The organism is Chloroherpetonaceae bacterium (genome assembly GCA_033763895.1).
Taxonomy (GTDB): Bacteria; Bacteroidota; Chlorobiia; order Chlorobiales; family Thermochlorobacteraceae; genus JANRJQ01.
This window is the reverse complement of record JANRJQ010000009.1, coordinates 1-24,741: the sequence shown is the minus strand read 5'-3', so window position 1 is coordinate 24,741 and position 24,741 is coordinate 1. Positions and strand designations below refer to the sequence as shown.

The window sequence follows — 24,741 nt, the reverse complement described above, 5'->3', positions numbered from 1 at the left end:
TTATGACCGAAAAGTCAAAACAAAATCCCACTCAAACCCAAGAGAATCAAAACCAACCAGAAGTCAATCCTCACAAAATTCAAAAAAAACTTCTTGATGCCGGAAAAAACCTTGGCAAAAAGGCGGGAGCAGCATATCAACGATTTGATCAAAGTGCCTATTCCCTTTGGCTTTGGTCAATCATTTTTATTGCCGGATTTCTTCTTAATGCTTTAACTGCAAGACGAATTGACGATTTAAAAAGCACTGTTTTAACAGCATTTTTTGCAATTTTTGGAGGAATCTTTGTGCTGATGAGTGCCCTTTTTGAGCACCACACCATTCAATCTGAAAAGCTATTGAAGTTCAAAAACGGAATTCAATTTGCCGCTCAATTTTGTTTAGGGGGGTTGTTCAGCAAAAATTTAGAGTTTTATTTTCAGAGTGCGGTTCTCTTTAAAACATTTGCCTTTATGGGTATTCTTACGGGAGCAGCGTATTTGGCTGAAGTTTTTAAGAGAAGAATTAGCCGAAGTGCGTTTCAACTCCCTTTGTACTTTCTCGCATTATTCTCTTTTTTTACTTTTTTCATCCCAATTCTCACCAAAAAAATGACGAAGGATCAATTTTTTTTGGGTGGCCTTATTGCTTTTGGGTTATGTTTTATTTATGTTTTTATCCTTTGGGTAATGGTGTTGTGGAAAAAACAATATTCGTTAAAACCCCGATTTGGAATCATTCTTTCTTCAATTGCAGTTTTATTTGCCCTTAAAGTGCTTCTCTATCAATTTAATATCATTCCACCGGTTCCAATTGCAATACGTTTTGCAGGCGTTTTTCATACAGCAATCAAATCCGGAGATAAATACCAATTGGCCTACGAAGCAAACCCTGTTAAATGGGAATTTTGGCGAAAAACGAACAAAACCTTTTTATATCAAGAGGGTGATACCATTTTTTGCTTTGCGTCTGTTTTTGCGCCAACCGAATTAAAAAAAAGAGTGTATCATGCTTGGCGTTACAAAGATTCCAAAAGGGGTTGGGTTCAAACAGATTCCCTCTCATATCAACTCACAGGTGGGCGCGAGACCGGTTTCCGTGGATTTACTTACAAAAGAGTTGTTTTTGAAGGACCTTGGGAAGTGGACATTATGACTGAAGACGGCTTTCTGCTTGGTCGGGTTGATTTTACTGTCAAGAAAATTGATAAAACTAACCGCAAACTTGTTTGGATAACCCGTTAACAAAGTGAACGAGTGAAAAAAACAAAGACATTTTGTATCAAGACCGTGTTTATGTTAAATGTTTAAGTTCCTTCAAGGTAGTTCAGCCGTGTTAGATAATGAACATAATAAAGTTTCTTTACTTCTTCTTTGAGGAAAGAGCGATCGATGAGTGATTTTACTTCTGGTTGCTTTGTGATAAAAGGTGCAAGTATTTTATGAATTCGTGATTCTGGAATTTCAAATCGTCTTGCAAGTTCAACGAAATCAATTTTCGATGGGTATCCAAAATGCTCATAATCGAGGCTTTTAAAGTGATCATCAAAAAGCCCGCCTTGAAGTGAGAGCACAGGCGTTTCTTCGTGTAACTCGGTATTCTTAATGTCATAGGCTGGTGAAAGAATCATATCGCCTGATGTAGTTTCAATCAACGAAATATTTTTCAGATGAAAATTGCCGTTAGAAAAAAGAAATGAAAACAAAATTCGTTGAAAAAGCTTCTCGATTTCAATACGCCAAGCAGGGACATATTTCTTGAGTGTTTTCCCAACAGTTTCATAGCTCGATTCGCGTTTATAGTTATTCCCGTGCGTGAGTGGTGAAAGCCCCAAAAGCGAAGTGAAATCTTCCACCGCAAGTTTTTGATCACGAACTGACCTCTTTTCATCCGAGAGAGTTTCGATAGTTGCCATTTGGTCAAATCGTTTGGTGATGAACGCGGGGACTTCATTCTCAAAAAATATGAGAGCACATTCAGCAATAGCAATTCCATAAACTTGCTTCGCGATCTGAAGCGTAAGCGATTCGTTGGCGGGAACTTGATCAGCACGCAAGAGATCGCGCGGGATAGGTTTTAAGAGATGAGTACCGAATTCATTCGGTTCTGTAAGTCGCAATCGATTCTTTTCTTGAATCAAACTCACCTTTTCATGAACGCCCGGAATCGAAATTGATTTTCGATTTTGTAGAAATCGCTCTGCGGATCTTTCATTGACAAGTGGCGAAGGAAAAGGTAAAATTGGTTTAACTTTTTTCCCAAAAAAAACAGACCTCAATGTACTTATTCCATAACCTGTTTTTTCTTCTGCTAAAGAACCGGGGCAAACCCCTTTCTCAGCAAGAATTTTTAGGGTTTGATCTTGATGTTTTTTTGAAATTGTTTTGTGTACCGGTTTAAACTCTTGCTTACTCTCAACATTTTCAAAAAGATGCGGTGTATGATCCATCAATCGATTGTCGTGAAGGATTCCTTCATTCTTCTGCCCGTTTTCCATCTTATTCTAAAATGTGACAGAAATGTCTTTTTCAAACGGAGAGATCGTAACGGCACCGATGGTATCATAACCGGCTGTGGCTAAAAGCAATCCAAAAAAATCAGTTTCTTCAACAGCGGCATAAAGGAGTTGTCTTTTTAGGTTTGCGCCCTCACTGCAAAGCGAAATAAAAAATGGAAAGAGAATGGTGCTTTGATATTCTTGTTGATTTTTGGGGAGGGTTAGACTAATTGCCTGTTTTGAAGAATCAAAATAATATAAGTCAAGATATCGAAATGAAAATCCATTTGCAGTTTCACTCAGTATTCCTGCGAAATCATCTCGGAAATAAACAGCGGCTTTTCTAGGTTTAATTCTATCACTCATGATCGTGAAACCAAATCTTCATTACTTTCATTAATTGATTCTTGCATTGATTTTACTTTTGGAATCAAAGTCAGTTCCAAACCCAAAATATCGGCAACTTTAGAAACAACATCCATTGAGGGGTTTGTGAGGCCACATTCCAACTTATATAAAGTATTGGGGCTAATCCCTGCAAGCTCTGATAAATCCGGTTGAGTGATTTTTAGCGATTTTCTCCTGATTTTTATGGATTCACCTAATTCTTTAACGGTCATAACTGATTAAGATGTGATTTCTTTGTTAAGTTTAAATATAAATGAAAAAAAATTCTTTACCAAAGAAATCAGGAAAACGAAAAAAGGGCTCGGATTTTTTCGAGCCCTTCGTCGAATTTGACAATACGCAAATCAAGTATTTCTAAAATCCGAAGTAATCTTATTGCCGAATCAATTCATCATTTATTTTACTAAAACCATTTTTTTGGTTTCTACATAGTTTCCTGCTTTTAGCCGATAAAAATAAGCACCACTTGTCAATAGGAATTGAGACGCATTAAAACGAATCGAGTAGTTCCCTTCCTTTTGGTTCTGATTAAGCAGGGTTACAATTTTCCTCCCCAATACATCAAAAACTTCAAGAGTAACAAAGGATGATGCGGGCAATTGGTATTGAATCCGTGTTTCAGGATTAAAAGGATTAGGATAGTTTTGATCAAGTTGAAAACCCCGAGGGCTGTTTAACTCGGGTGATGAGAGAACAGAACCGGGTAGCCCACCTAGTGCAAACTCTCCATCCCCTGAAAAATTTGCACGCAGTTGTGCCGTTGATTCCAAATATGTTGTTGAAAGTTCATTAAAACCGCCAACACCAATTGTCCTTCTCTGAAAAATCTTTATCGAAGCAGGTCCGGTGATTCCATTGTTTGGTAATTGAGATAGATTAACAAAAAATTGTCCGCCAAAAGTTAAATCAAATCCTGATTGTGAAATGACCCATCGGTATGGTGACACATTGATTGGAATATCCTCTGGATTTATTGGTTTTGTGGGAAAGAAACGGACAGATATCGTACCACTTCCACCATTTGAAATTCCCACAGCTGACGAAGTTCCCGTGAAAGCAATTGGTGAAATCGGTAACGAGGCTGCCATAATTTTATAGTGGTTATTTTGATCTTCCCAACTGCCAAAACCGGATGAAAACTCATTGTTTCCGATTCCAACTTCTGAAAACTTCCCCCCAGCCCAATAGTTTCCATCGAAATACGCGATTGATCTTACGGTATCATTTGTTCCCTCCGCATCAGAAAAGCCAATTGGTTTCCATTGGGTAAGTCCAATCTCCTTCGAGAATATCGCGATGCGATTGACATTAAGGTTTCCAAGTTCGGCATTTGCTGAGGTAAAAGCACCTCCGACTGCAAATCTTGAAGCAGAACCACCTTCAATACTTGTTACTCTTCCATTAACACCATTGGCTGAATTTGTTCCGAGTAAACTCCAAGAATTATTGGTGGTGTTAAGAATTGCGAGTCGATTGGCGGGTAAAGATGAACCAACAGAAGTGAAATCGCCACCAACGACCAACTGATTACCGAATAATTTAACAGAGCGAACTGCTTCAAGAGAATGGGCTTGACCGCGAAGATCTCCAATTCGTTTGCGAATGAAAAGACTCATTTGAAGTGCCTTTTCAGACTCTTCGAAATCATGCAATTCTCGATACAAATCTCCCAGAGCTTGATAAGAACTCCCTTCTGCAAATGCTAAACCTATTTGATGAGAAATTTTGAGAGAAGTTTGAAACAACCCTGCGGCCGAGGTGAAATCGCCCAATTTTATAATGCATTGGCCAAGGTTATCTGATAATAAGGCAATGGTTTTTAGATGATCCGGTCGTTTTAATCCCCGTAGTGCTTCTCGGTAGTTGCGGGCAGCATTTTGATAATCACTTTGAGCAAAATAAACATTCCCGATATTCGAGATAGGAAAAACCACGGTTTCATCATGAATGGACCTGAGTTTTCATAAATCTGAATTGCTTGCCGATTGTATTCAACCGTTTTTTCATAACGGCTTAATTTCCCATTCGCAATCCCTAACTCAACATATATAGCAGCAGCTACAAATTCAATTTGTTCAATATGCTTGTCTCTCGAATCAACTTGGGATAAACTTTTTAGAGCCTCTTCAAGACATTGAATTCCCTCTTCAGTTTCATCATGCTCGGAGTGATATCGCCCTTTGTAAAAGCTTATTTTCGCAGAAATAAAATGAGACGGATACCTGTCGTTTAATGCCTCAGCTTCTTTGATATATTGAATACACAACTTCGCATTTTGTCTCTCTCGCTCAATGATAGCAAAGCCAATTTCAAAAGCTTTCTCTAATAATTCAAAGGTTTTTGAAGCTTGAGTGGTACTTTGTTTCGAGAGTTTGTTCTTATACTTTCGCCAGTATGCATCTAAATTTGAAGCGGAAATTTTCACATCACAAATACTTATTTAGCAATACTTCCAAGTAAGGCGGGGGCACCGGCATAACGGAGAGTCGTGAGTTGCGGACTAAATCAAAACCTTCAAAATTCTTATCCGCCTTGATTTCGCTGAGTGTAATGGGTTTAGAATACCGTTTTTCAAAGCTGACATCAACGCCCCACCCTTTTGCTTCATCTTCCTTTGGTAGCGATATGGCCTTCGCTAAACCAACGATTGCCTTCTCGTTTCCGGTATGATAAATGAAACACAAATCCCCTTTTTGGATTGTCTTTAGGTGTTTAATCGCGAGATTATTCGCGACACCATCCCAAAAAGCTGTTTTTGATTTTTCTAAAAGATCAAGATTGTAATCTGAAGGTTCTGTTTTAAGAAGAAAATAAGCCATAATCATTGCGAATTTGAAGTTTGATCAAGCGCTGCACCAGTGTAAGGTGAATTCATATAATTCTTTGCATGCTGTTGGGCGTTGTTATAGTCCTTTGTATTGAGTACAACTTTATAGTGTTCGAGTGCTTTTTGTCGATTCCCTTGAAGGTCGTAGAGCATACCTAAACGAAGATGTGTTAAGGTATAAAATGCGGAAGGCTCGCCTTCAGTGGGTTCTACTTGCTTTTCAAGTTGATAGGCGTTGATGAAATGTGCAAAAGACTCGGCATTATTTCGCTGATGCATTTTAATTAATCCAATATAATAATGGGCTTCACGCTCCCACCGGGCTGAGGTGTAAAGCGATTTCGACTTGGCTTTTTGAAGAATATCGAAATACAATGTTTCAGCTTCTTTCCAAAAACCACCGGCATAAAAGCATCGACCTAAATAAGCATAGAAAAATGGATTGTTGGGAAATCGGTTGTGAAGCCGCTTGGCATACTCAATTGCTTTGTTGAAATTCTTTTCATAAACATAGTGGATTTGCAGCAGAAAGTAGAGCGACTCTGCAGCAGCATATCGAGCGCTATCGGCTGCGAGCTCCAGTTGACGAATTCCTTCTTTCTTATTTCCTTTTGGAAAAAAAATGGTTAGCGGTTTTGTTGCAGGAAATTTATCAGGAACCGCTTCTGCATAGTAATTATAAAGCCCAAGCCCAAATTGCATGTCATAATTGGCATCGTCAAGCTTTCGAATCTTTGAGATAAGTGGAAGAGCATCTTTGCCATCATTGGCGGCTTTTAGCCAACTTCCGCGATTGGCGCGAAGTCGGCCCCGGAAACCCAAGGCAGCGCATTTAAAGAACAATGCTTGAATATCACGATCATCACGCTCCAAGCGTTCATCGCATAGGTCAATCACTTCGTCCATTTGATTAGAAAACTGCTCATCAAGCGATGTGTTATCAATGTCCATCATAATCTTCCACCAAGTCACCATTCCAATAAAAAACTTTCCTGCCGGATTATTATGATCCTTATTGATGGTCACAAATAAGTTATCGGCCTTTTCAAATTCAAGATTATATATGTATTCAATCCCTTGTCGAATCTCGGTATCAAAGGGCAGAATGGTTTGAGAAGAACGCCGTTGTGAAAAATTTGTAACCTGCTGAGCAATCATCTTCGATGGCATTCCACAAAGACCGATGACTGAAGTGATTAAAAGAAGCATGAAGGGAAACCGCATTGCAGCTTTATCTTGAAGCGTGAAGCGCACTTTATAGAGTTGATGGGATAAGTAAGTCATTTTTGCAACAAGTATTTTCCAATTTATTTGAACCTAAATATTTTTGATGTTATTATCTGTAAGAATCAGAACCAAAACACAATAAGTTTGTAACCGATTTAGAAAATGCACGACACACTGCGCGCTGCTGCCGACGAGGCAGCCCGTATAGGCTTTATAGCAACAGTAAATTCAAAGGGATTAGTTCAGATATCGATTGTTACTCTTATAGACATCACCCCTACTTCTATCGTTTTTTCTGACCGCTGCAATTCACCGATACAAGAAAATATATTAATTAACCCAAAAGCTGCCCTTTCGTTTCTTAATCCCCTTAATTTTCACGGTTTTCAAGTCAAAGGACTCACAAAAGCAATCAATTCATTTGATCCTGTAACTGAAGAAGGACATTTACTTTATGATGATTGCCGCTCAGAGGGAAAGCAAGTTTTTGAATTACAGATAGCCCAAGTGTTTGATCTTCTGACAAAAGAAAACAAATTGATTGAGCCGATTTGGGCAAATCCTGAATTGTTGAACCCACTTCAAAATTTACTTATCGAGTATCCGTCCTTTACTTTACCAACATCAGAACCTAAAAAGTTTAACTATGTCAAAACGCCTCTTTCGATTTTAATCAAAAACCTATTTCAGAAAAAATTCCCCGGTTTTATTGGAACTCTTGAAGCGAACGGAACCCCGAATCTAAGTCCTCGCTTCATTCTCGATTTACACGATAACTATCTGCTTTGGGGAGATCAATCAAAAAATAAGACCTATTTCAACTTATCACTTCCTTCTCCAACGACTGTTTTTTTTGCCGATTGGGAATCATTGACGGGGTTTGAATGTCACGGTTGGGTGGAATTCAGACATTTTGGCGATTCTTTGCTTTCAGTTAGTCATTTTTGGAAACATCTTGGGCTAAACGAACCTATTCAGGCAGTGCACTTTCATCCGGAGGAGATTATTGAAATCGATAACAAAATTCGTACTGAAATATGGGTTGGCTCACCCCAAAAAGATTGGTTAAAAACGGTTACTAGTTCAAAAAAAGATTTGAAAATAGGGAATAAGTCTGTTCTAAATGATTCAAAGCAAGACTTTAGTTTTGTTCGAGGGATGGATTCTACCAATGAAAATTCTCCAATAAAGACTATCAAGCCTGACATTTCAGATCCTCAATTAATTATCAGAAGTGAATTCAAATCCGGTGACATTGGACATATCATCTTCTTACACGGGGCGATTTATGCCCGAGAATATCAATTTAATATGGTTTTTGAAGCACAGTGCGCTGTAAAAATTGGTCAATTTGTTCAAAATTACAATCCTCATCGCGATCGAATTTTTGTGGCAGAGCAAAATCAACGGATAATGGGTTCATTGATTGTCAGCGGGCAATTGCCTTGGGGCACGGAGTTAAAATGGTTCATTGTTCATCCGACAAGTCGTTCAAAAGGCATTGGGAGAAATCTGTTGGAATCCGCCATTCAATTTGCACAGATGGCAAAACTCCCTTTTATTTATGGGTGGGTTTTGGCTGACCAAGCCGATGCGATCAAACTTTATGAGTCTTATAGTTTTAAAAAAACAGATGAACGCAAACACAATGACTATGGAAAAGATATTGTGGAGTATCGGTTTGATTTACGTTTTTAATCAACATTGTTAAATGTGTTAATATTTTCTGAATATCTTCAAGTGCTTTAAATCACGTCTTCTAAAAACTTGTGACCTAAAGATTTCGTATCTTTGCCTTACAATCATCACAAAACACCCAGTTAGTTAATAAATGAATTTCCATTACGGGAATCCCGTAATCAACGCGTATTTTTTCACCTGTGACACCATCATTTACCCTATTCGAAAAAAATGAACCCGTTTTGGAAAGCGGATTAAAAAAGGTTCTAATTTTAGCGTATTACTTCCCGCCGATGGGACTTTCCGGCGTTCAGAGAACGTTAAAGTTTGTGAAATATTTGCCGCAATTCGGCTGGAAACCGATTGTTTTGACGATTTCCCCAACTGCCTATTATGCTTACGATGAAACCCTATTGAATGAACTTGAGGGATTGCCTGTTGAAATCCATCGTACCGACACCCGAGATATTACAAAAGCTGCTGCACGGGCAAGCGGTAAGCGCGAGTTTAAGATGCCTGCCGAAAACACCCGCCGTTTTATGAGCATGATTAGTCAATCCTTTTTTATTCCGGATAATAAAATCGGTTGGAATAGCTTTGCGATTCAAAAGGCATCAGAAATCATAGAGAAAAACGGCGATATCGAAGTAATTTTTTCAACCGCTCCACCCTTCAGTTCTCATCTTATTGCCCTTGAGCTTCGGCGAAAGTATCAATTACCCACAGCGGTTGAATTTCGTGATCCTTGGGTAGATAACCCGTCGCATTTTTATCTTACGCCATTTCACAAGCGAAAGCACGCAGCACTTGAGGAAACCGTGGTTTTAACCGCAGATAAGGTTGTTTCTGTGAATCGCACCCTGAAAGAATTGTTGGTGAAAAAGTATCACGGGAAACTAAAGCATACTGATGTTTCAATTATACCTCACGGCTTTGACGAAGAAGATTTTCAAGGGCTTGACCGGAGTTATATCAAGGGAAACAAATTTCGACTGACTTATTCAGGGGTATTTCGAGATGACCGTACACCAGTCCCTCTTTTTCAAGGGTTAAAAGCGTTAATCCAAAAAAGACCTGAAATCAAGGATTTTATCGAACTCAGTTTCACAGGAATTTTTCCAAATGAGTATTTCAAGCAGTCTAAAAATGCCGGTCTGGATGGGTTAATTACAACTAAAGGCTATGTATCTCATCAAGAAGCGATTCTTGAAAACTTAAAAGCAGATGTTCTCTGGGCAACGCTTGGAAAGGCTAAAAACAATGATTGCATTACTCTTGGAAAGCTTTTTGAATATGTTGCTTGCAACCGCACCATCTTTGGGATTATGCCTGATGGTGCTTCCGCCCTCTTTATTCGTGAAGCGAACGGGTTTATTGCCGCTCCGGATAAACCACTCGAAATTGCCGCCAAACTCGAAATTCTTTTTGACTTGTGGAAAAAGGGTCATTTGCCAAGACCATCAGAAGATACCGTTCAAAAGTACAATCGGAAACGATTAGCTGAGCAACTTTCGAAAGAATTGGGGCAAATGATTACGGTGTATTAGAAGCAATGACTGAAAAAGTGCTATTGTTTCAAACGATCAATAACCCCATTATAAACTTCTTGAGTTTTCTTGCGAAGTTCTGCTATAGTTCCATCGTTCCAAATCACGAACTTTGATTTTTCCAATAACGTCTCTTGAGAGAGTTGATGCTCAATTCTTTTTAAAGCATCAGTTTTGGAAATTCCTCTTCCTTCAAGCCTTTTCAGACGGGTTTCTAAACTTGACGCAACGACCAAAATAGCATCAAGACCTTTGTCACTTCCTGATTCAAACATAATTGCTGCTTCCTTTACGATGACTTGGTAACCGGCCATAAAGGCTTCATAAACAGCGTCCTCAAATGCCTTTGTCACCACTGGATGAATGATTGCATTGAGTCGGTGCAATTGGGTTTTATCAGCAAATACAACTTCTGCAATTTTCTTTCGATTAGGAACACCATTTTGATAAATCGCATCACCAAAAAGTTTTTTCATTTCAAGAATCACGGTTGGATTTTTTTCTTGAACTTCTTTTGCAATAGAATCCGCAGAAAAGATAAAACAGCCAAATTCTTTCAAAATTTCGCAAACGGTGGTTTTTCCGGTTCCAATTCCGCCAGTTACTCCAAGTTTTATCATTGGTTCAATCTATTTATTTACTCAATTCGATACCGCATTTCTCGACTTTTCTTGATTGAATCTTGTTCCTCTCGCAACTTTCGAATTTGAGTATTGGCAATATTTTGTACAGCTTGCCATTCTAAAGGATGAACAGCATAGGCGTTCAATTGTTCTTGATAAGCTTTGGGTGATACTTGATAGGCCTTAAAGAGATAGACCAAAGAATCTTGAAATGCAATGGTATCTTTCAATGAATCCGGTTTAGAAAGAAAATCAACTTTGGCAAACTCAAGATCGATATACAGCTTTACAAATGTCTCTTCTGGAATAAGACGCCGAAGGTCCGATTTCTTTTCACATGCCAAAAGCAATGGGAGAATCAGAAACGTGACTTTCAGATAACGGTATTTACTTTTCGGGCTCATAAATTAATACGGGCTCGATTGAATGATTTTCTAAGCGTACATTGATTGGTTTTCCAGTGAATTCAACGGTGGAAATCAGAAATCCACTATGATCTTTTTCTTCATAGATACTGATGAGGACATATTTCCCGATGGAAATTTGATCAAAACCAAATACGCCGTTCTCTGCTGTCTTTGCGGTTAGAATCGCTTTTTTTGCAAGTTCTTTCGCTGTGAAAACGACATAATCGTGTTTGAATTCATTGATTCGCTTTTTGATTTCGACGGCGGAACTTTGTATGGAATCAAGTTGTAGGTGAAGGGCTTTGACTTCTTTGTTTGAAATCGCCGACTTAAGAGAATCAAACTTTGCGAAAATTTCACTTTGAACGATTTTCATTCTTTCCAATTCTTCTTGGAATTCTTTTCTTCGTTTGTTCAAATAGGGAGTTGCAATGGAGTCATGAAGTAAGAAAACAAAACTCTCTTTTGTCGTTGATATTTGCGTTCCGGCATATTCCATTGATACCGTGCCCGAAATATCAATTGGCTTTTTGACGCAGGATTGAACGAGAACAGAGAAAAACAACAGCACTGCGAATTTCACAGAGATGTTCATAATTACTTCGAAGGTTATTTTATTTTTTGACAAGGCTGAAAATATCCCTTGTTGAATTAACGATTGAATTTAATCGTTATTTTTCATCAATCAATAATAAAACGATGTTTACCGGGTTAATCCGAGCAATCGGGAAAGTGAATTCTTTAGAAAAGAAGGGAAAATCGATGGTGATTGCCGTTGATATTGTTCCAAAAAATGATGAACCCTTTCGTGTTGATGAAAGTATTGCAATCAATGGAGTTTGCCTTACGGTAACCAATGTTTCAAAATCGAGAGTTACTTTTGACGCTGTTGAAGAAACGCTCATGAAATCCACTTTAGGTCACCTTAAAGTTGGAGATGAAGTTAATATCGAGCGGGCGATGCTGGCTACCGAGCGTTTTGGCGGCCATATTGTTCAAGGTCATGTGGATACCATCGGGAAAATTCTTTCTGTGATTGAAGAAGGAAATAGTTGGCGATTTCAGATTTCATTTGACCTTAAATTCAAAAATTGGATAGTTGCGAAAGGGTCGATTTGTATTGACGGGATTAGCTTAACGGTTGCTTCAATCAAAGATAATACCTTTGAAGTTGCAATCATTCCTTACACCTACGCCAATACTATACTTAAACACAAAAAAGCCGGGGAAGTTGTTAACTTAGAATTTGACATCGTAGGGAAATACATTGAAAAAATTACGGCATCTTACTTTTCGCAAGAACCTTCAACGGCAATAACGCTCGATTCGCTTGTCAAATCAGGATTCAAAGAAAGCGGTTATTAATCAATGAGCAGTCAGGAAAATCGCAGCTTAAAAAGACGCCGTCGAAGTTGGTTTTCAAAGCGATTTCCCGTTCGGCTTCCTGCATCTCAAACGGGATTTCTCCTCCTTTTGATTCTTCTCATTTTAGGGACGACTTACTTTTGGTTCAAGTCTTTGGTTGATAGTGCGCTGCTTAATGCGGCAACTTCACATAAGCCTTCACTTGAGTCACTTTCGTATCTCCCGGATGATACACTTAAAGCTATTCTTGAGATTCAATCTTTATTTTCAGATTACTCTCGTGACGCAATCGCGTCAAACGAGGCTCGTGAGGTTTGGATTTATATCGGGAGTTCCGCTTCCTTTCATAATGATGAATTGACACAGCTAATTAATTGCCTTGAAAGGGTTTTTCCTCAAAAGAATGAAGTGTGGGTTGAGTGCTTTCCTGTATCGAAACAACTGCAATCGGAACGGTATTTAGGCTTTAATGGTCGATGGGTGAAGAAAAAAGTTCCTTCAAACTCAACCCTAACCTTTTTCTCAATTGATGAAATCGAAACATCTGATCTTAATGCCTCCATTTTTGACAAAGACGAGAAAAATATTCGATCACTATCAGCCAATCGTTTGGCTTATTTTTATTTTGCATACGCCACTTCAACAACTAAAGCAAGGCTTTATGGTGAAAAATTAACATCTGAATTCGAGATTGCATCGAATCATGAGTTAATGGAATTTTTAAAGTGGCGTGGTGTACTTTATGAAGTAGAAGGAATCGGATTTCGCCGGAAAATCGACTGCAATCCGGATTCACTTCGAAAACTTCCACTACCCTCGCTTCATCTTTTATCACAACGGTTTTCGGCACCGACCTTTGAAGATGAAATTTCATTTCAACCGAAAGATTATCTTTCAATACGCCGAAGTTTAGCACTCAATATTGAAAGGATTTTAAGCGAAGAAATTCCAATTGATTAACAAACTCAATCGATATGTCTATTGAAATCAACAATGTGGTAATGAAGTATCATCAAAGCCGTGAGCCATTGCTAAAGATTCCTCAGTTTTCAATTGAATCGGGGGCTAAAATTGCGTTGGTTGGTCGCTCCGGTTCGGGGAAATCAACGCTACTCAACTTGATTGCGGGGATTTTGAAACCCACCGAAGGAACCATCAAGGTACTGAATGAAGAAATTACATCTCTCAGCGAATCTCAAAGAGACGCCTTCCGTGCAAAGTCAATTGGGTATGTTTTCCAGTCTTTTAATCTTCTGCAAGGTTTCAGTGCTAAAGAAAACATCCTTTTAGCGATGAAATTCGGCTCCAATGAAAAAAACAAATCGGAGAAAGCAGCGTTGTTACTTGATACGGTTGGCTTATCCGATAAAGCTGATAAAAAACCCCGTGAACTCAGTGTCGGCGAGCAGCAACGGGTTGCGATTGTTCGCGCTATTGCCAATGATCCCAAAATCATCTTAGCCGATGAACCCACCGCAAATTTAGATGAAGAAAACACAAGAATTGTTCTTGAGTTACTTTTTAACTTAACTGCGCAAACCGATAGAACCTTAATTTTAGTCACGCACGAAAAAGAAGTCGCCGAACGATTTCCAACCCAACTTAATCTTAAAACAATCATACAAAAGCCGCAAAGCGAGCCTGCGCTATGAACACGACCTATTTGGATGTCATTTTAGAAGAAAAGCGAAGTGAAGTTTCTGAGCTATCAAAATCGAACATTATTTCCCAATATGAGGCTTCCCTACCCTTTCTTTCTGCGCCACGAAAATTTCATGAGAGCTTAAAGCGACATGCTCCCGATTCAATTCGGTTGATTGCAGAAATAAAGAAGGCTTCTCCTTCAAAAGGGGTGATCGTTAAGGATTTTGATCCCCTCTCCCGAGCAGAGACTTACGAGAAAATTGGCGCGAGTGCCTTTTCTATTCTTACAGATGAACAATTTTTTCAAGGGCACTTATCTTATCTCCAACTCATCAAGAATCAGATTCAATTGCCCATTTTAAGAAAGGATTTTATCATTGATGAATTACAAGTTTATCAATCGCGGCTTTATGGCGCAGATGCGATTCTCTTAATCGTAGCAGCCTTGGGCGATGAGCAACTGTATCGATTGCTTCGATTAGCAAAAACACTCCAACTTGCTGTTTTAACTGAAATTCATGATGAAACAGAGCTTTCCCGAGCGATATCCGTTGGGGCGGATATTATCGGCATCAATAATCGAAACCTGAGAGATTTCTCAGTAAATATTGATTTATCACTTAAGTTAAAATCAAAATTGCCAAATGGTATTGTAACAGTTTCAGAAAGCGGGCTAAATTGTGCAAATGATGTTCGCCTGATGGAAGAAGCGGGTTTCGATGCCGTTTTGATTGGAGAAGGACTTACGAAAAACCTTCCACTCGAGGAATCACTTTTTCATTACCCTTGGCGATTCCGAGAATAACTTTGGGTTAAGGCTTTAGTGATGGGTAGTTGAGATTCAACCTTTTTTTGTAATAAAATTTTGATAAGAAGTAAATCAGGATAAAACCCAAGGCATATAGCGGAATAAATAGCATTACCCCGAGTGAAAGCAGGATGATCGAAAGCTTTACGGGCAGAAAAATCTTCTCAGACGTTTTTGCCTTATAAGCAATAAAAAAGAAAGGAAGTGAAATTAACGCAACCGAACCTACAATCCACTCTTGAATAGAAAGTGAAATCAGCAAGCAGATTGCATCTGTTACAAATGCCGCCGCTGCAGTCGCTTTCATTCCATAGCGCACCGCGAAAGTATTTTTTTGAGATTTCTTATCTCCTGTTGCGTCTGGAATTGTGACTAAAAAATGAACGGCAAGCCACGCAAGCCCATAGGGTGCAGCATAAAGAAACACAAGCCCCGCTGAAGGGCCTTGAAACTCAGGGTTCAAATAAACACCTCCAAAAAACGATGTAAACCCAAGCCAACCGTTTGTTAATGCGCCTAACACAGGTTGATTCATGAACCCAACAAAGTTGTATAATACGCCGGCAACCGTCCACGAAATCATGACCCATAATAAAGGTTTGGAATTCATCAATGCCCATACAAGTGGAATCGTGGTGATACCAATTCCGATAACCCACGCAGACCAAAGAGAAATCATCTCGTGAGAGACAATGAAACACTTGTTATTAATTCGATCAGTTTCTCGATCGACAATCTGATTGAGGACAAATATCCCCGCATAATTCAAGGTGAGCATTGTAAATGCCATTATGGGGAACATAGGAAATGAAAAAATCGGGAGGTTTAATGATAAAATATAGCCAGCTAAAACGGTTGTCCACAGTGGAAAAAATTGAGTCGGTCGGAGTAAAAAAAAGTAATCTAACGCGCGTAAAAACGGATTCGGTAGCGGCGAAATGATGATCGAACCTTGTGACATTACCGAGCACCCCGGGTTTTATAATATGCCTTTAAATCGAACGCAAGTTTTTTATAATGGTCATCCAAATAAGGATACTCATTTGGTACTGATAGAACTTGATTCAAAGATTCTTCTATACCAAGAAAATTATAGAGCTTTATATAAGTTTCTGCCAGTTTATAGTGAACAAAAGCCGGATATGCACCATCGACTTTGGCTTGCAACAAGAATATAATTTCAATATCAGGGCTAACAGGTTCAGGCAATTGAACTTTATACCAATATTTGGCGAGAGCGCGTTCAAAAAAATTCAGTTGACTGATATGTTGGAAAAGCAATGAGTACGCAATATTCCCTTCATTTTGATGCGGGTATTGAAAAACCAAATTTTGAATCTCTGATTTTAGGAGAGGAATTTTAGTAAACTTTTCCTCAAAGCCAATTAGAGGAAGCCGTTCAACTTCAAGAAGCGAAATTAATCCCCGAATTAATTCATTATTCTTTAGCTTCTTTGTTTTTTCCAAAATGGCTATCCCTTTTTCAAGGGTTTCTTTTCGTTCATTTGGTGTTGAAAAGGAATAGGAAAGCATCCAATAAGACTTTGCGAGTTTGGAGGTCAGATCAATCAAGTTGCCCGTTAATTTCGCAGAAGTTGAATCTCCCTGAGGGCTTGCCGCCTCAAGAAGTGCGAATTCATGATTGAAACTTGAAGTAAGGGAATCAATTTGATGTTGAAGTACATGCTGTGCTTGAACTGTGAAGGCACAAAAAAAAGCATGAACTAAGAAAATTGCACACAGAAAGCGGTAAGGGAAAGATTTAATTTTATTAAAGCGGAAAAAGAAAAGCTTGTCTTGAATCATCCTAATCAAGCGAAATTTTGGATAGCAGTTCAGTTGCATTATGATGAAAGAGCGGCAGGACTTCGCTCAAAGAAAACTTCACAAAACCATCTTTTCCTATGAGCACATACGCCCGTTGTGAAATCCCCAAAAAAGATAAAGCATCATAAAGACGAGAAACTTCTCTTTTCTCATCGCTTAAAAGAGGAAATGGAAAACTGTATTGAGTTGAAAACTTCTCGTGAGAAGCCACACTATCTGTACTAATCGCAAGCACTTCAATCCCCTTTTCTGTAAACGCTGAAAAATTTTCTCTGTAGCCGCAAAGCTGAGCAGTGCAAACCGGAGTATTATCGCCGGGATAAAAAACGAGCAATACATATTTTCCGGCAAATGCTGAAAGAGAAATCATTTTTCCAAATGAATCTGGAAGTGAAAAATCAGGTGCTTTTGTTCCTATTGAAATCATATTAATTAAAACGTTGCGATAATCATTGCTCGAAAAGTGTAATCATCAATACTTTGCCAAGTTTGACCACTAAGCGCTTGATCTGAAACAGCGACTTTGAGCAAAACCCCGCGTGTGAGTTTATACCCAATTGCCATTGAGATGCGTTGAATATCCGTATCCCAAGTCTCCTTAAGTGCCGTGGTTGGATGAGTGTACTTCGGGAAAATCATTTTTTCATATCGAACTGCGATGAAACTTCCGGTAAAAAAATCAGGCTCATACTTAAAGTCAACATAGCCGCTAATATTTTCAAGCGAGTATTCAACCAAATTTCCAGCAGCATTCGTTTCAAAGCCAGCTGCGTTAGTGAATCTTGGAACATTCCATTTTGAGTAAAATGCTTCACCGGTGAGTTCAAAATAAGAATATGCAAGCGTAATATCGGTAGAAACTGTCAATTGACGATAATTTTCAAACGCCCGATTCTCTCTTGCAATCGCATTGACCCCGCTTCCTTGCATAAATCCACCATAACTTGCAGAAAACCCTTGTTGCCAAAAGATAAAGGGTGATACACCTAAACGTCCGGCAACAGCGAAATTAGCTAGGTTAGTATAAAGAGATTGATTAGCAGACGCGGCAAGGACAGCCAATTCAAGGTTCATCGCATCAGAAATGAGACGTAGATTGATTGAAGCACCTGTGGTGTATGCAGCGAAATTCAAAGTGGTGGTTCCAACATCATCCGTCGTGTAAGCAGTGCCACTGGTACCGGCGGCTCCCCAAAACCCGCGTTGATCTGAAATTTTTGTATGATAATTATAAGTCAAGGGTGAATTCGCAAAAAGGCTTTGGCTTAATAGTTGCCGACGAGGAAATAACCCAATTGGGCTTAGGATTCTTCCAAAGGAGGCGGATAAATCATCTGAGATAATCCAATTTAGCGAAGCAAGCGCGATGCGAGGTGAATTCAACCGACCAGTGCCCCAAGTATCAAAAAGAACGCGACCGTTGAATTCAAAACTCTCACCAATCAGTGCATTCACGAAGAGATTGAATTGCGTGATTGAAGGGTGCCAATTTCGGAATTCGTTTGGGATTTCATTGTAGATGAAATTTGATTGATTCCCGCCCTTCGAGATTTCAAAAACAGCCTCTCCCCCAATTTCCACTTGGGCGTGGAGGGATTTATTTTGGAGAGCGATGAGAAAGAGTAACCCTAAAATCAAGATTCTTTTGTTCATAAAATTTCTAATCAATTGAGTGAAGAATTTAATAGCGAATCTCTGCGATTTCCAACGGTGTTGAAATTCCCTTGAATGTCATTGATTCGATGGTTCCAATCTGAAAATTCCGTTCAAGTTCGAGCAACCGCAATAAATCTTTTCGCACAAGAATTTGACCGCCTTTGGCCGCAGAACAAAGCCGCGCAGAAAGATTGACGGCTGAGCCGATTACAGTATAATCCATTCGGTCTTGTGCGCCCATATTTCCTAAGACCACCGCACCAAAATTAACACCAATTCCAATGTCAATCATTGAATCGTTAGGGTTTTTTGAACGTTCAATTTGTTTCCTTTTTTGAATCTCAATAGCACACTGCAAAGCACGCTTTAAGCCATCTTTTCCGGCAAAAAGTGCCACCATTTCGTCTCCCACAAATTTATCGACAGAGCCGCCAAAGTCACTCACTAAATCTGCTTGAAACCCAAGGTAGCGATTGAGCATTCCAATGACTTCTTCGGGTGAGCGAGATTCGCTGTATGAAGTAAAGCCACGAATATCAGAGAAAAGCATCGTGATTTCTTCTCTCAAACCTCCCAGCATTGTTTGGTTGTTTTCCGACGAACCGGAGGTTTTTTGAATCATTTCAAGCGTATGACTTCCTACATATCGCTGAAGTTGCATTCTCTCGCGCAGCCCAACAATCATCTTATTAAAGTCAATAGAAAGCTGACCGATTTCATCTTTTGTCGTGGGAGTTACTTCAACACCCAAATCGCCATTTTGAACACGAGTCATTGCGCCGGAAAGGGTTACAATTGGCTTTGAGAGCAATCTTCCCATTAAAACCGCAAATACGATGGTTAGTAATAAGCTGATTCCTGCCACATATAAAATGGTTTCGCGAAGCGTGGTTAGAATTTGAAGCTCTTGCGATTTCTTCACTGTTGCGACATAATACCCCGGCGCGCCTCTTCCGAGTGGCGAAATAAAGGTGTATTGAATTTCGTTAAAAAGACTTGATTCAAACACATCACTTGCCTTCAATTGACTCATATTCACTTGAACCTCCTTTTCAAAAGAAGAATAAAAATTTCTCGCATCTTCCTTTTTGAGTGAATCAATCGTGCTTGCAACCAAAACATTGCCTAAGAAAAATGTGATATCAATGTTTGAATTTCCTTTCAATTGTTTTGCTTCAAATTGTGTTAGTTTGATGCCAAGCGTTGTAGTTCCTAACAAGCGATTATCATTTGCAGTAAAAATAGGAACCGTAACGATTTGAAAAATTGTATCGATTCCGATGCTCCATAAATCGGGTAAAGTGGGGTTGATTTCGGGGTCTTCCCCGCGAAGGGCTTTTTGAACAGTTGGTGCGAAACTGAAATCAACGCCGTGCCGCGAGGTGTCTCCCAAAAAAGCCAAGAGATTCCCATCGGGGTCAGTTACAAAAAACACATCCACTTTCAAAAACTTTGAAAATTCTTCAATGCTAAAATACACTGACGCGGGGTCGCGCAATTCAACATTGGCTTTGAAGAGTGAATTTTCACTGATCAGATAAGCGGATTCGACAAGGCGTTCGTACCGAAGGCTTTGCGCTTGATTAAAAACGGCTTGGGTTTGGGAGAAATCACGAGAGATTTTGGCCTCAATAGTTTTTGTTTGAACATAATTCACCGAGAAAACCACCGCAAGCAATACAACGGTCGTGATTCCAAAAGTGAGCAAGAAAAGCTTGGTTTGAATGGTAATTCTCATTCTTTGGTGTAATCTTCTTAAGTCAATTAATTTGAAAATTGGAAATCGCGGCGCGTGGCACGGCCGGGTTCAATCACAAGTTCTTCTCGAACCTCTGTAAAATCAGGATGATACAAGCGAATTTCATATTTCCCCGGGGGAAGATTTTTTAATTCAAAAGTACCATTATCCGAGGGCTTAGTAAAGTAAGGGGTTTCCAAAGAGAGAATCACGGCATTCATTTGAGCGTGAATATCGCAGAATATTTTCACCTCTCCTGCTCCCACAATTTTTTGTTTAGCGATGGTTTTCGATACCACCTCTCCCGTTGCTCGACGTCCAATGTTAAATGTATTTCCGGGTGTTTTACTGAAGACATTATGATAAAACCCGTCGTTATTGATAAACTCTACGGTTGTACCCGGAGTTACGGGCAAAACATGTGGCACAAAGACCGCATTCTTTTGTTTCATTTGAACCGTCGTTGGTTCGGTTTCAACCTTGAATGACAACGGATGAGCACTCACGACCACATCAAATGACGCTTTCGACTCTCCATCAGATTCGGAGCCGCAGCACGATTCATTCGTTGAAGAGAGGCGGCTACGGTAGGCACTTCCACGGAAAACCCGCTTCCCTCGAGTTGCTGTTGGTAATTTGACTGTTCCTGTTAAAGAACCAAATTTAGGAGCGACTTCTTTTTTGGGCGCTTCAATCGGAATCGGCTCTTTCGTAGGCATTTCTAAAGAATTTTGACTCGGTGTCACGTCTTTGGATTTCACTTCCTGCGGAATCGGAGCACTTTGAGGGGCTATCGGTTTTGATTCAACCGAACTTCCCTTTGTTTGCGCTTTGGGTTCTTTGGTTACTTTCGCGGGAGATGAAACCTTAGTTTTGGATGTTGCTTTTTTGGGGGAGTTTTTTTTCTTTGTTTTCGCCGTGTCAATCATTTCCGAAAATTCAACTTCATGCGGTGTAAGCACATGACTTGACTTGAATTCAAGTGAGAATACATTTTTTGCAAAAATGAAAAACACAATAGTGAACAAAAAAACACCTCTCATCGAGAGAAATTTTAATATCATATGAGAATTTTGCATTGAAGTGATTTCAAATATTTTATGCCTCTGATTTAAGTCTTGAGGACATTCTTCATAATACGCAGAGATGAAAATCTATATCCTAATTGAAAGTTACTTCATTCTTACCTTAATTCGTGTGATATAATGAACACTTGTTTTTAAGCAAACATTTCTTCGTGCAAGGCTTTTACAAGACTTCATCGTTTCATGAAAACAATTGACCACGGCTTACACGCCCTCCGATTCAGCCTCCTCTTAGAAATGTACCGTTTGATTTTGCACGGCACAATTCTTTTATTCATCCTCGCTTTTTATCAAACTGTGGCCGCACAAGCCCCATTTCAAAAGGCACTCGCCGATTCTGCTTTTCGATTAACGCTCACGAAAGTCCACTACGACCCCGCATACTATGTCCTTTCATATCCCAATGGCGACCTTCCTCCTAATAAGGGCGTTTGCACCGATGTCGTGATTCGTGCCTATCGAATGTTCCAAATCGATCTGCAACGAGAAGTTCATCTTGACATCAAAGAAAATTTTAGTCGTTATCCAAAGCTATGGGGATTGAAAAAGCCGGATAAAAATATCGACCACCGAAGGGTACCCAATTTGATGCGGTTCTTCGCCAGAAAAGGAATTGAAAAACCCATTACTTTATCCGCCCTTGATTACCAGCCCGGCGATATTGTCTGTTGGAATTTAGGCGGCGCGATAACCCACATTGGGCTTGTTTCCGCCGTTCGTTCAGATAAGCATCAAGGCTATAAAATTATTCACAACATTGGGAGAGGACAAGTAATTGAGGATTGCCTTTTCGATTTCAAAATTATTGGGCACTACCTTTATCCCCCGTTAAAATAACCCTCTGGAATAACGCTCAAGAAATATTCTCAATACGCCCGTGCAAAATGAGCGATTAAAATTGCAGCAGAAACCCCGGCATTGAGCGATTCCACTGCGTTCGCATCCCCTGAAATTGAAAGCCGGGTGGCTTGGCTCAGAATCGTTTCGGAAATCCCGTTGCCTTCGTTCCCGATGACCAAGAGCGATTTCGCCTCAATTGAAACCGTGCGATACGCTTCTCCGTGCATATCGGCTGCGTAAACTTTATACCCGTTCTGCTTTAAACTTTTTACGGTTTCTTCAAGATTTTGAACACGAAGATTGGGGATGGAATAAAGCGCCCCGGCCGATGAGCGAACGGTTTTCGGATTATAAAAGTCAACAGTGCCTTCCCCACCAATAACACCGGTGGCTCGAAACCAAGCCGCCGTTCGAAGAATTGTTCCGGCATTGCCGGGGTCTTGAACGCCGTCTAAAGCCACGATGAATGGGCTGCGATTGGGGTTTTGCAGGAAGGCTTCCATCACCCACTTGGGTTCTCGAAATATACCTATCATAAATTGCGGCTCTTCGGTCGTTGCGATGAGATCAAATTCATCCTTCGTTGCCCAATATACTTTTGAATGCAGGTCGTTTGGGATGTTTTCAAGGTGAAATCGCTTGGCGGGCGGAGCGATGTGATGAATGGATTCGGGCGAAGTTTCGCGTAGGATGATTGCTTCCAAGAAATCGGGTGAAGGCAAGTTGGAAACAAGCTGCATCACAGTGCGTTCGCCTTCGGCTAAGAATAGACCTGAGGTCAAGCGAAATTTTTTTTCCGATAAGCGAGAGTAAACTTTGCGCTTTGCTAGACTGAGCGCTGCTTTCATAAGCTTAGGTTCATTGAATCAATAATAAGACCCACGCTCCCAGCCATCGCAGACATCGGCAACTTCAACAGCTATGGAAAGTTTCCCGCACAATTTCGCTGATTGGTTAAAGGCAACACAATTGGCGCACTTTCGCTCGCCATAAGCCGTGTGAACACCTTTCATTACTTTTAAGGCTCTTGGAGAAAGCCCTGAACTACCGGCGCTTAGGCTCAATAAATTGGCGGTATCAATAATTTTTGGTGCTTCTGCTCGCGCTCCGGCTTCATCACTTTTCATACAGCGGCGAATGTAGTCGTAAAAGCCGTCTGTATCTAAGGATGTTTTTGGAATCGCACTGCCCTGTGTCACCGTTTCAATTTTTCCTTCTTCTTTGATTTGAACCAACGATTGCACGGCATTTCGCACCGCAAGGGGTTCAATCTCTTCATACCCCATATTCTTTAGCATTGCGGAAAGTTTTTTATCGTCAATATTGGCGAGCATTGCCGACATCTTCTCAACACCGCCAAACATTGGGGCTTGGGCCAAAAGCTTCATTTGCATCTCGCGCTCTTTTGTTAAGAGCTGATTGGACTTTGTTTGAAGCGCGGTGGATTCAGGAAGTTCAAACAGCGGGGCGTCGGGCAAAGAGAAATCGGAAACCGCGCTTTGCGAACGGGCTTTTGAAACAGACTTAACTTTTTTTGAAACCCCGTTTCCTAAAAATTCATCATCAATTTCATATCCCTCACGAATCATTCGCTCTTGATCCTCTTTCGAGCGCATCGCACGCCGCATCGAAACGCTTTCAATGACGGGTCTGCCGGGTTTCAAACAATCGCCATTGTGCTGATGACGAGAGAAGCCAAAAAAAGACCGAGCGAAAGCATAATCCAAAGCAGATTTGCGCCGAGCGTCAAGAGTAACACCACTTGCGAAATCACATAGATTGCAGAAATGAACAGCAAGACTTTTGCTAAACGACTCTCCGCCATAAACACCTCCAAAACAGTTGACTTTTCTCAAAATATTTTTTCAAAACACCTGTATGCCAAACCACGTTTATGATTTTTGAATTGAACGCAAAGCCGGTGGGGTTTTAATCAGCGATGGTTTCACAGCTTTCATAAATTCATCCGAAGGCATATCAATCAGATGCGCTAATATTGTGGCCTCTTTCACTGTCAATGATTCGGTTGAGGAGTCAATTAGGGTTTTCAAATACGCCTCGGTGAATCCGGTTCTTTCGGCCACATCAGCGAGTTTGAGGCGTTTTGGTTTCAGGAGTTCTCCAAACTTTGTCATTTTTATCTCCTTTTCATAAGTGTTTTCTTGCACTTTGCAAGACAGGTGAAGTTAAGCGAATTGAGGATGCTTGGCAATGTTTTTTCTTCCTTAAAACAGCAACTTGCAGGCGAATTGGTCGAATCGGTGACCTTGCACTTTGTCATTTCGAGGCTTTTATGATGCTCGTCAAGCGCGAAGCGAGAAATCTCTGGCCTTCCACATGCACCAATTTAAGGTGTTGAGCCTGCCGAAACCACTGTCTGAACTATGATTTATGGGATTAAAATGATGAACAGGATTAAGCATGTCATTCCGACAAGCGAAGCGCGTTCGGAATCCTGCACGCGATAGATGAGGTGGCCACGGCTTGTCGAAACACCCGCACAAACGACACGGTCATTTCGACAGGATCAATGACCTCACTCCTTGTCATTTCGAGACTTTTATGATGCTCGTCAAGCTCGCA

28 protein-coding genes are annotated in these 24,741 nt (G+C 40.1%); 8 read left to right on the top strand and 20 right to left on the bottom strand.

The window, feature by feature from the left end; translation table 11 throughout:
• Positions 1 to 2: 2 nt before the first annotated feature.
• On the top strand, positions 3 to 1,223 hold the full coding sequence (locus SFU91_08050; GenBank protein ID MDX2128972.1) for a DUF2914 domain-containing protein: 1,221 nt from the start codon (positions 3 to 5) through the stop codon (positions 1,221 to 1,223).
• Between the two features lie 62 nt (positions 1,224 to 1,285).
• Here SFU91_08050 and SFU91_08045 read toward each other — a convergent pair whose 3' ends face one another.
• The 7 genes from SFU91_08045 to SFU91_08015 all read right to left on the bottom strand — a co-directional run bounded on the left by SFU91_08045 (position 1,286) and on the right by SFU91_08015 (position 6,995).
• Positions 1,286 to 2,476: a HipA domain-containing protein gene (locus SFU91_08045; GenBank protein ID MDX2128971.1), complete on the bottom strand. Its 1,191-nt coding sequence runs from the start codon at positions 2,474 to 2,476 to the stop codon at positions 1,286 to 1,288.
• Positions 2,477 to 2,482: 6 nt separating this feature from the next.
• Positions 2,483 to 2,842, bottom strand: a complete 360-nt coding sequence (locus SFU91_08040) for a HipA N-terminal domain-containing protein (protein ID MDX2128970.1) — start codon at positions 2,840 to 2,842, stop codon at positions 2,483 to 2,485.
• On the bottom strand, positions 2,839 to 3,096 hold the full coding sequence (locus SFU91_08035) for a helix-turn-helix domain-containing protein (GenBank protein MDX2128969.1): 258 nt from the start codon (positions 3,094 to 3,096) through the stop codon (positions 2,839 to 2,841). Before SFU91_08035 ends, SFU91_08040 begins: the two co-directional genes overlap by 4 nt.
• Before the next feature lie 183 nt (positions 3,097 to 3,279).
• The gene (locus tag SFU91_08030; GenBank protein MDX2128968.1) at positions 3,280 to 4,818 is read right to left on the bottom strand and encodes a tetratricopeptide repeat protein; all 1,539 of its coding nucleotides are present in this window, start codon (positions 4,816 to 4,818) and stop codon (positions 3,280 to 3,282) included.
• Positions 4,722 to 5,309 carry a hypothetical protein gene (locus SFU91_08025; protein ID MDX2128967.1) on the bottom strand — a complete coding sequence of 196 codons (588 nt, stop codon included), beginning with the start codon at positions 5,307 to 5,309 and terminating at the stop codon, positions 4,722 to 4,724. Before SFU91_08025 ends, SFU91_08030 begins: the two co-directional genes overlap by 97 nt.
• A 1-nt stretch (position 5,310) precedes the next feature.
• Positions 5,311 to 5,703: an EVE domain-containing protein gene (locus SFU91_08020; protein ID MDX2128966.1), complete on the bottom strand. Its 393-nt coding sequence runs from the start codon at positions 5,701 to 5,703 to the stop codon at positions 5,311 to 5,313.
• Positions 5,704 to 5,705: 2 nt separating this feature from the next.
• Positions 5,706 to 6,995, bottom strand: coding sequence for a tetratricopeptide repeat protein (locus tag SFU91_08015; GenBank protein ID MDX2128965.1), 1,290 nt, complete (start codon positions 6,993 to 6,995; stop codon positions 5,706 to 5,708).
• A gap of 105 nt (positions 6,996 to 7,100) precedes the next feature.
• Between SFU91_08015 and SFU91_08010 the strand changes: the two genes are divergently transcribed.
• On the top strand, positions 7,101 to 8,636 hold the full coding sequence (locus tag SFU91_08010) for a GNAT family N-acetyltransferase (GenBank protein ID MDX2128964.1): 1,536 nt from the start codon (positions 7,101 to 7,103) through the stop codon (positions 8,634 to 8,636).
• 182 nt (positions 8,637 to 8,818) lie between these two features.
• Positions 8,819 to 10,165 (top strand): glycosyltransferase, encoded by a 1,347-nt coding sequence (locus tag SFU91_08005; GenBank protein MDX2128963.1) that lies wholly within the window; start codon positions 8,819 to 8,821, stop codon positions 10,163 to 10,165.
• A gap of 20 nt (positions 10,166 to 10,185) precedes the next feature.
• Here SFU91_08005 and coaE read toward each other — a convergent pair whose 3' ends face one another.
• The 3 genes from coaE to SFU91_07990 are packed head-to-tail and all read right to left on the bottom strand — an operon-like array spanning position 10,186 to position 11,790.
• Entirely contained in the window at positions 10,186 to 10,785 is a 600-nt protein-coding gene (gene coaE / locus SFU91_08000) for a dephospho-CoA kinase (GenBank protein ID MDX2128962.1), read from the bottom strand.
• Positions 10,786 to 10,802: 17 nt separating this feature from the next.
• On the bottom strand, positions 10,803 to 11,192 hold the full coding sequence (locus tag SFU91_07995) for a hypothetical protein (protein ID MDX2128961.1): 390 nt from the start codon (positions 11,190 to 11,192) through the stop codon (positions 10,803 to 10,805).
• Positions 11,176 to 11,790 (bottom strand): hypothetical protein, encoded by a 615-nt coding sequence (locus tag SFU91_07990; GenBank protein MDX2128960.1) that lies wholly within the window; start codon positions 11,788 to 11,790, stop codon positions 11,176 to 11,178. The genes SFU91_07995 and SFU91_07990 overlap by 17 nt, the downstream gene beginning before the upstream one ends.
• 104 nt (positions 11,791 to 11,894) lie before the next feature.
• On the opposite strand from SFU91_07990, the gene SFU91_07985 reads away from it, so the two are divergent.
• The 4 genes from SFU91_07985 to trpC are packed head-to-tail and all read left to right on the top strand — an operon-like array spanning position 11,895 to position 15,009.
• A complete protein-coding gene (locus tag SFU91_07985) occupies positions 11,895 to 12,560 on the top strand; it encodes a riboflavin synthase (GenBank protein MDX2128959.1) in 666 nt (221 codons plus the stop codon).
• Positions 12,561 to 12,563: 3 nt separating this feature from the next.
• Entirely contained in the window at positions 12,564 to 13,520 is a 957-nt protein-coding gene (locus SFU91_07980) for a hypothetical protein (protein ID MDX2128958.1), read from the top strand.
• Between the two features lie 14 nt (positions 13,521 to 13,534).
• A complete protein-coding gene (locus SFU91_07975) occupies positions 13,535 to 14,212 on the top strand; it encodes an ABC transporter ATP-binding protein (GenBank protein ID MDX2128957.1) in 678 nt (225 codons plus the stop codon).
• Entirely contained in the window at positions 14,209 to 15,009 is an 801-nt protein-coding gene (gene trpC, locus SFU91_07970; protein MDX2128956.1) for an indole-3-glycerol phosphate synthase TrpC, read from the top strand. The genes SFU91_07975 and trpC overlap by 4 nt, the downstream gene beginning before the upstream one ends.
• A gap of 7 nt (positions 15,010 to 15,016) precedes the next feature.
• Here the strand turns inward: trpC and SFU91_07965 are convergent, their stop codons facing one another.
• From SFU91_07965 to SFU91_07940, 6 genes are read right to left on the bottom strand one after another with little or no spacing between them, the layout of a single operon-like run.
• Positions 15,017 to 15,973, bottom strand: coding sequence for a UbiA family prenyltransferase (locus SFU91_07965; protein ID MDX2128955.1), 957 nt, complete (start codon positions 15,971 to 15,973; stop codon positions 15,017 to 15,019).
• Positions 15,973 to 16,818 carry a hypothetical protein gene (locus tag SFU91_07960; protein MDX2128954.1) on the bottom strand — a complete coding sequence of 282 codons (846 nt, stop codon included), beginning with the start codon at positions 16,816 to 16,818 and terminating at the stop codon, positions 15,973 to 15,975. The genes SFU91_07965 and SFU91_07960 overlap by 1 nt, the downstream gene beginning before the upstream one ends.
• 1 nt (position 16,819) lies before the next feature.
• Positions 16,820 to 17,266 (bottom strand): peroxiredoxin, encoded by a 447-nt coding sequence (locus SFU91_07955; protein ID MDX2128953.1) that lies wholly within the window; start codon positions 17,264 to 17,266, stop codon positions 16,820 to 16,822.
• A gap of 5 nt (positions 17,267 to 17,271) precedes the next feature.
• Positions 17,272 to 18,492, bottom strand: coding sequence for a hypothetical protein (locus SFU91_07950; protein MDX2128952.1), 1,221 nt, complete (start codon positions 18,490 to 18,492; stop codon positions 17,272 to 17,274).
• Positions 18,493 to 18,520: 28 nt separating this feature from the next.
• Complete coding sequence (locus tag SFU91_07945) at positions 18,521 to 20,233, bottom strand: adenylate/guanylate cyclase domain-containing protein (protein MDX2128951.1); 1,713 nt, start codon at positions 20,231 to 20,233, stop codon at positions 18,521 to 18,523.
• Between the two features lie 26 nt (positions 20,234 to 20,259).
• A complete protein-coding gene (locus SFU91_07940; GenBank protein ID MDX2128950.1) occupies positions 20,260 to 21,195 on the bottom strand; it encodes a hypothetical protein in 936 nt (311 codons plus the stop codon).
• Between the two features lie 306 nt (positions 21,196 to 21,501).
• Here SFU91_07940 and SFU91_07935 point away from each other — a divergent pair, with 306 nt between their 5' ends.
• Positions 21,502 to 22,155 (top strand): DUF1287 domain-containing protein, encoded by a 654-nt coding sequence (locus SFU91_07935; GenBank protein MDX2128949.1) that lies wholly within the window; start codon positions 21,502 to 21,504, stop codon positions 22,153 to 22,155.
• A gap of 29 nt (positions 22,156 to 22,184) precedes the next feature.
• Here the strand turns inward: SFU91_07935 and SFU91_07930 are convergent, their stop codons facing one another.
• The 4 genes from SFU91_07930 to SFU91_07915 all read right to left on the bottom strand — a co-directional run bounded on the left by SFU91_07930 (position 22,185) and on the right by SFU91_07915 (position 24,293).
• Positions 22,185 to 23,006: an RNA methyltransferase gene (locus tag SFU91_07930; protein MDX2128948.1), complete on the bottom strand. Its 822-nt coding sequence runs from the start codon at positions 23,004 to 23,006 to the stop codon at positions 22,185 to 22,187.
• Positions 23,007 to 23,024: 18 nt separating this feature from the next.
• Positions 23,025 to 23,822, bottom strand: a complete 798-nt coding sequence (locus SFU91_07925) for a hypothetical protein (GenBank protein MDX2128947.1) — start codon at positions 23,820 to 23,822, stop codon at positions 23,025 to 23,027.
• Positions 23,819 to 23,983, bottom strand: a complete 165-nt coding sequence (locus tag SFU91_07920) for a hypothetical protein (GenBank protein ID MDX2128946.1) — start codon at positions 23,981 to 23,983, stop codon at positions 23,819 to 23,821. The genes SFU91_07925 and SFU91_07920 overlap by 4 nt, the downstream gene beginning before the upstream one ends.
• Before the next feature lie 67 nt (positions 23,984 to 24,050).
• Positions 24,051 to 24,293 (bottom strand): hypothetical protein, encoded by a 243-nt coding sequence (locus SFU91_07915; GenBank protein MDX2128945.1) that lies wholly within the window; start codon positions 24,291 to 24,293, stop codon positions 24,051 to 24,053.
• Between the last annotated feature and the right edge of the window lie 448 nt (positions 24,294 to 24,741).

Excerpts from the sequence above, each read along its gene's own strand:
- SFU91_07920 (MDX2128946.1), bottom strand. The coding sequence starts at position 23,983 with ATGGCGGAGAGTCGTTTAGCAAAAGTCTTGCTGTTCATTTCTGCAATC.
- SFU91_07930 (MDX2128948.1), bottom strand. The coding sequence starts at position 23,006 with ATGAAAGCAGCGCTCAGTCTAGCAAAGCGCAAAGTTTACTCTCGCTTA.
- SFU91_07955 (MDX2128953.1), bottom strand. The coding sequence starts at position 17,266 with ATGATTTCAATAGGAACAAAAGCACCTGATTTTTCACTTCCAGATTCA.
- SFU91_07965 (MDX2128955.1), bottom strand. The coding sequence starts at position 15,973 with ATGTCACAAGGTTCGATCATCATTTCGCCGCTACCGAATCCGTTTTTA.
- SFU91_08050 (MDX2128972.1), top strand. The coding sequence starts at position 3 with ATGACCGAAAAGTCAAAACAAAATCCCACTCAAACCCAAGAGAATCAA.
- SFU91_07935 (MDX2128949.1), top strand. The coding sequence starts at position 21,502 with ATGAAAACAATTGACCACGGCTTACACGCCCTCCGATTCAGCCTCCTC.
- coaE (MDX2128962.1), bottom strand. The coding sequence starts at position 10,785 with ATGATAAAACTTGGAGTAACTGGCGGAATTGGAACCGGAAAAACCACC.
- SFU91_07950 (MDX2128952.1), bottom strand. The coding sequence starts at position 18,492 with ATGAACAAAAGAATCTTGATTTTAGGGTTACTCTTTCTCATCGCTCTC.
- SFU91_07990 (MDX2128960.1), bottom strand. The coding sequence starts at position 11,790 with ATGAACATCTCTGTGAAATTCGCAGTGCTGTTGTTTTTCTCTGTTCTC.
- SFU91_08010 (MDX2128964.1), top strand. The coding sequence starts at position 7,101 with ATGCACGACACACTGCGCGCTGCTGCCGACGAGGCAGCCCGTATAGGC.
- SFU91_07960 (MDX2128954.1), bottom strand. The coding sequence starts at position 16,818 with ATGATTCAAGACAAGCTTTTCTTTTTCCGCTTTAATAAAATTAAATCT.
- SFU91_07945 (MDX2128951.1), bottom strand. The coding sequence starts at position 20,233 with ATGAGAATTACCATTCAAACCAAGCTTTTCTTGCTCACTTTTGGAATC.
- SFU91_08040 (MDX2128970.1), bottom strand. The coding sequence starts at position 2,842 with ATGAGTGATAGAATTAAACCTAGAAAAGCCGCTGTTTATTTCCGAGAT.
- trpC (MDX2128956.1), top strand. The coding sequence starts at position 14,209 with ATGAACACGACCTATTTGGATGTCATTTTAGAAGAAAAGCGAAGTGAA.
- SFU91_07915 (MDX2128945.1), bottom strand. The coding sequence starts at position 24,293 with ATGACAAAGTTTGGAGAACTCCTGAAACCAAAACGCCTCAAACTCGCT.
- SFU91_08035 (MDX2128969.1), bottom strand. The coding sequence starts at position 3,096 with ATGACCGTTAAAGAATTAGGTGAATCCATAAAAATCAGGAGAAAATCG.
- SFU91_07980 (MDX2128958.1), top strand. The coding sequence starts at position 12,564 with ATGAGCAGTCAGGAAAATCGCAGCTTAAAAAGACGCCGTCGAAGTTGG.
- SFU91_07985 (MDX2128959.1), top strand. The coding sequence starts at position 11,895 with ATGTTTACCGGGTTAATCCGAGCAATCGGGAAAGTGAATTCTTTAGAA.
- SFU91_08045 (MDX2128971.1), bottom strand. The coding sequence starts at position 2,476 with ATGGAAAACGGGCAGAAGAATGAAGGAATCCTTCACGACAATCGATTG.
- SFU91_07975 (MDX2128957.1), top strand. The coding sequence starts at position 13,535 with ATGTCTATTGAAATCAACAATGTGGTAATGAAGTATCATCAAAGCCGT.
- SFU91_08015 (MDX2128965.1), bottom strand. The coding sequence starts at position 6,995 with ATGACTTACTTATCCCATCAACTCTATAAAGTGCGCTTCACGCTTCAA.
- SFU91_08020 (MDX2128966.1), bottom strand. The coding sequence starts at position 5,703 with ATGGCTTATTTTCTTCTTAAAACAGAACCTTCAGATTACAATCTTGAT.
- SFU91_07995 (MDX2128961.1), bottom strand. The coding sequence starts at position 11,192 with ATGAGCCCGAAAAGTAAATACCGTTATCTGAAAGTCACGTTTCTGATT.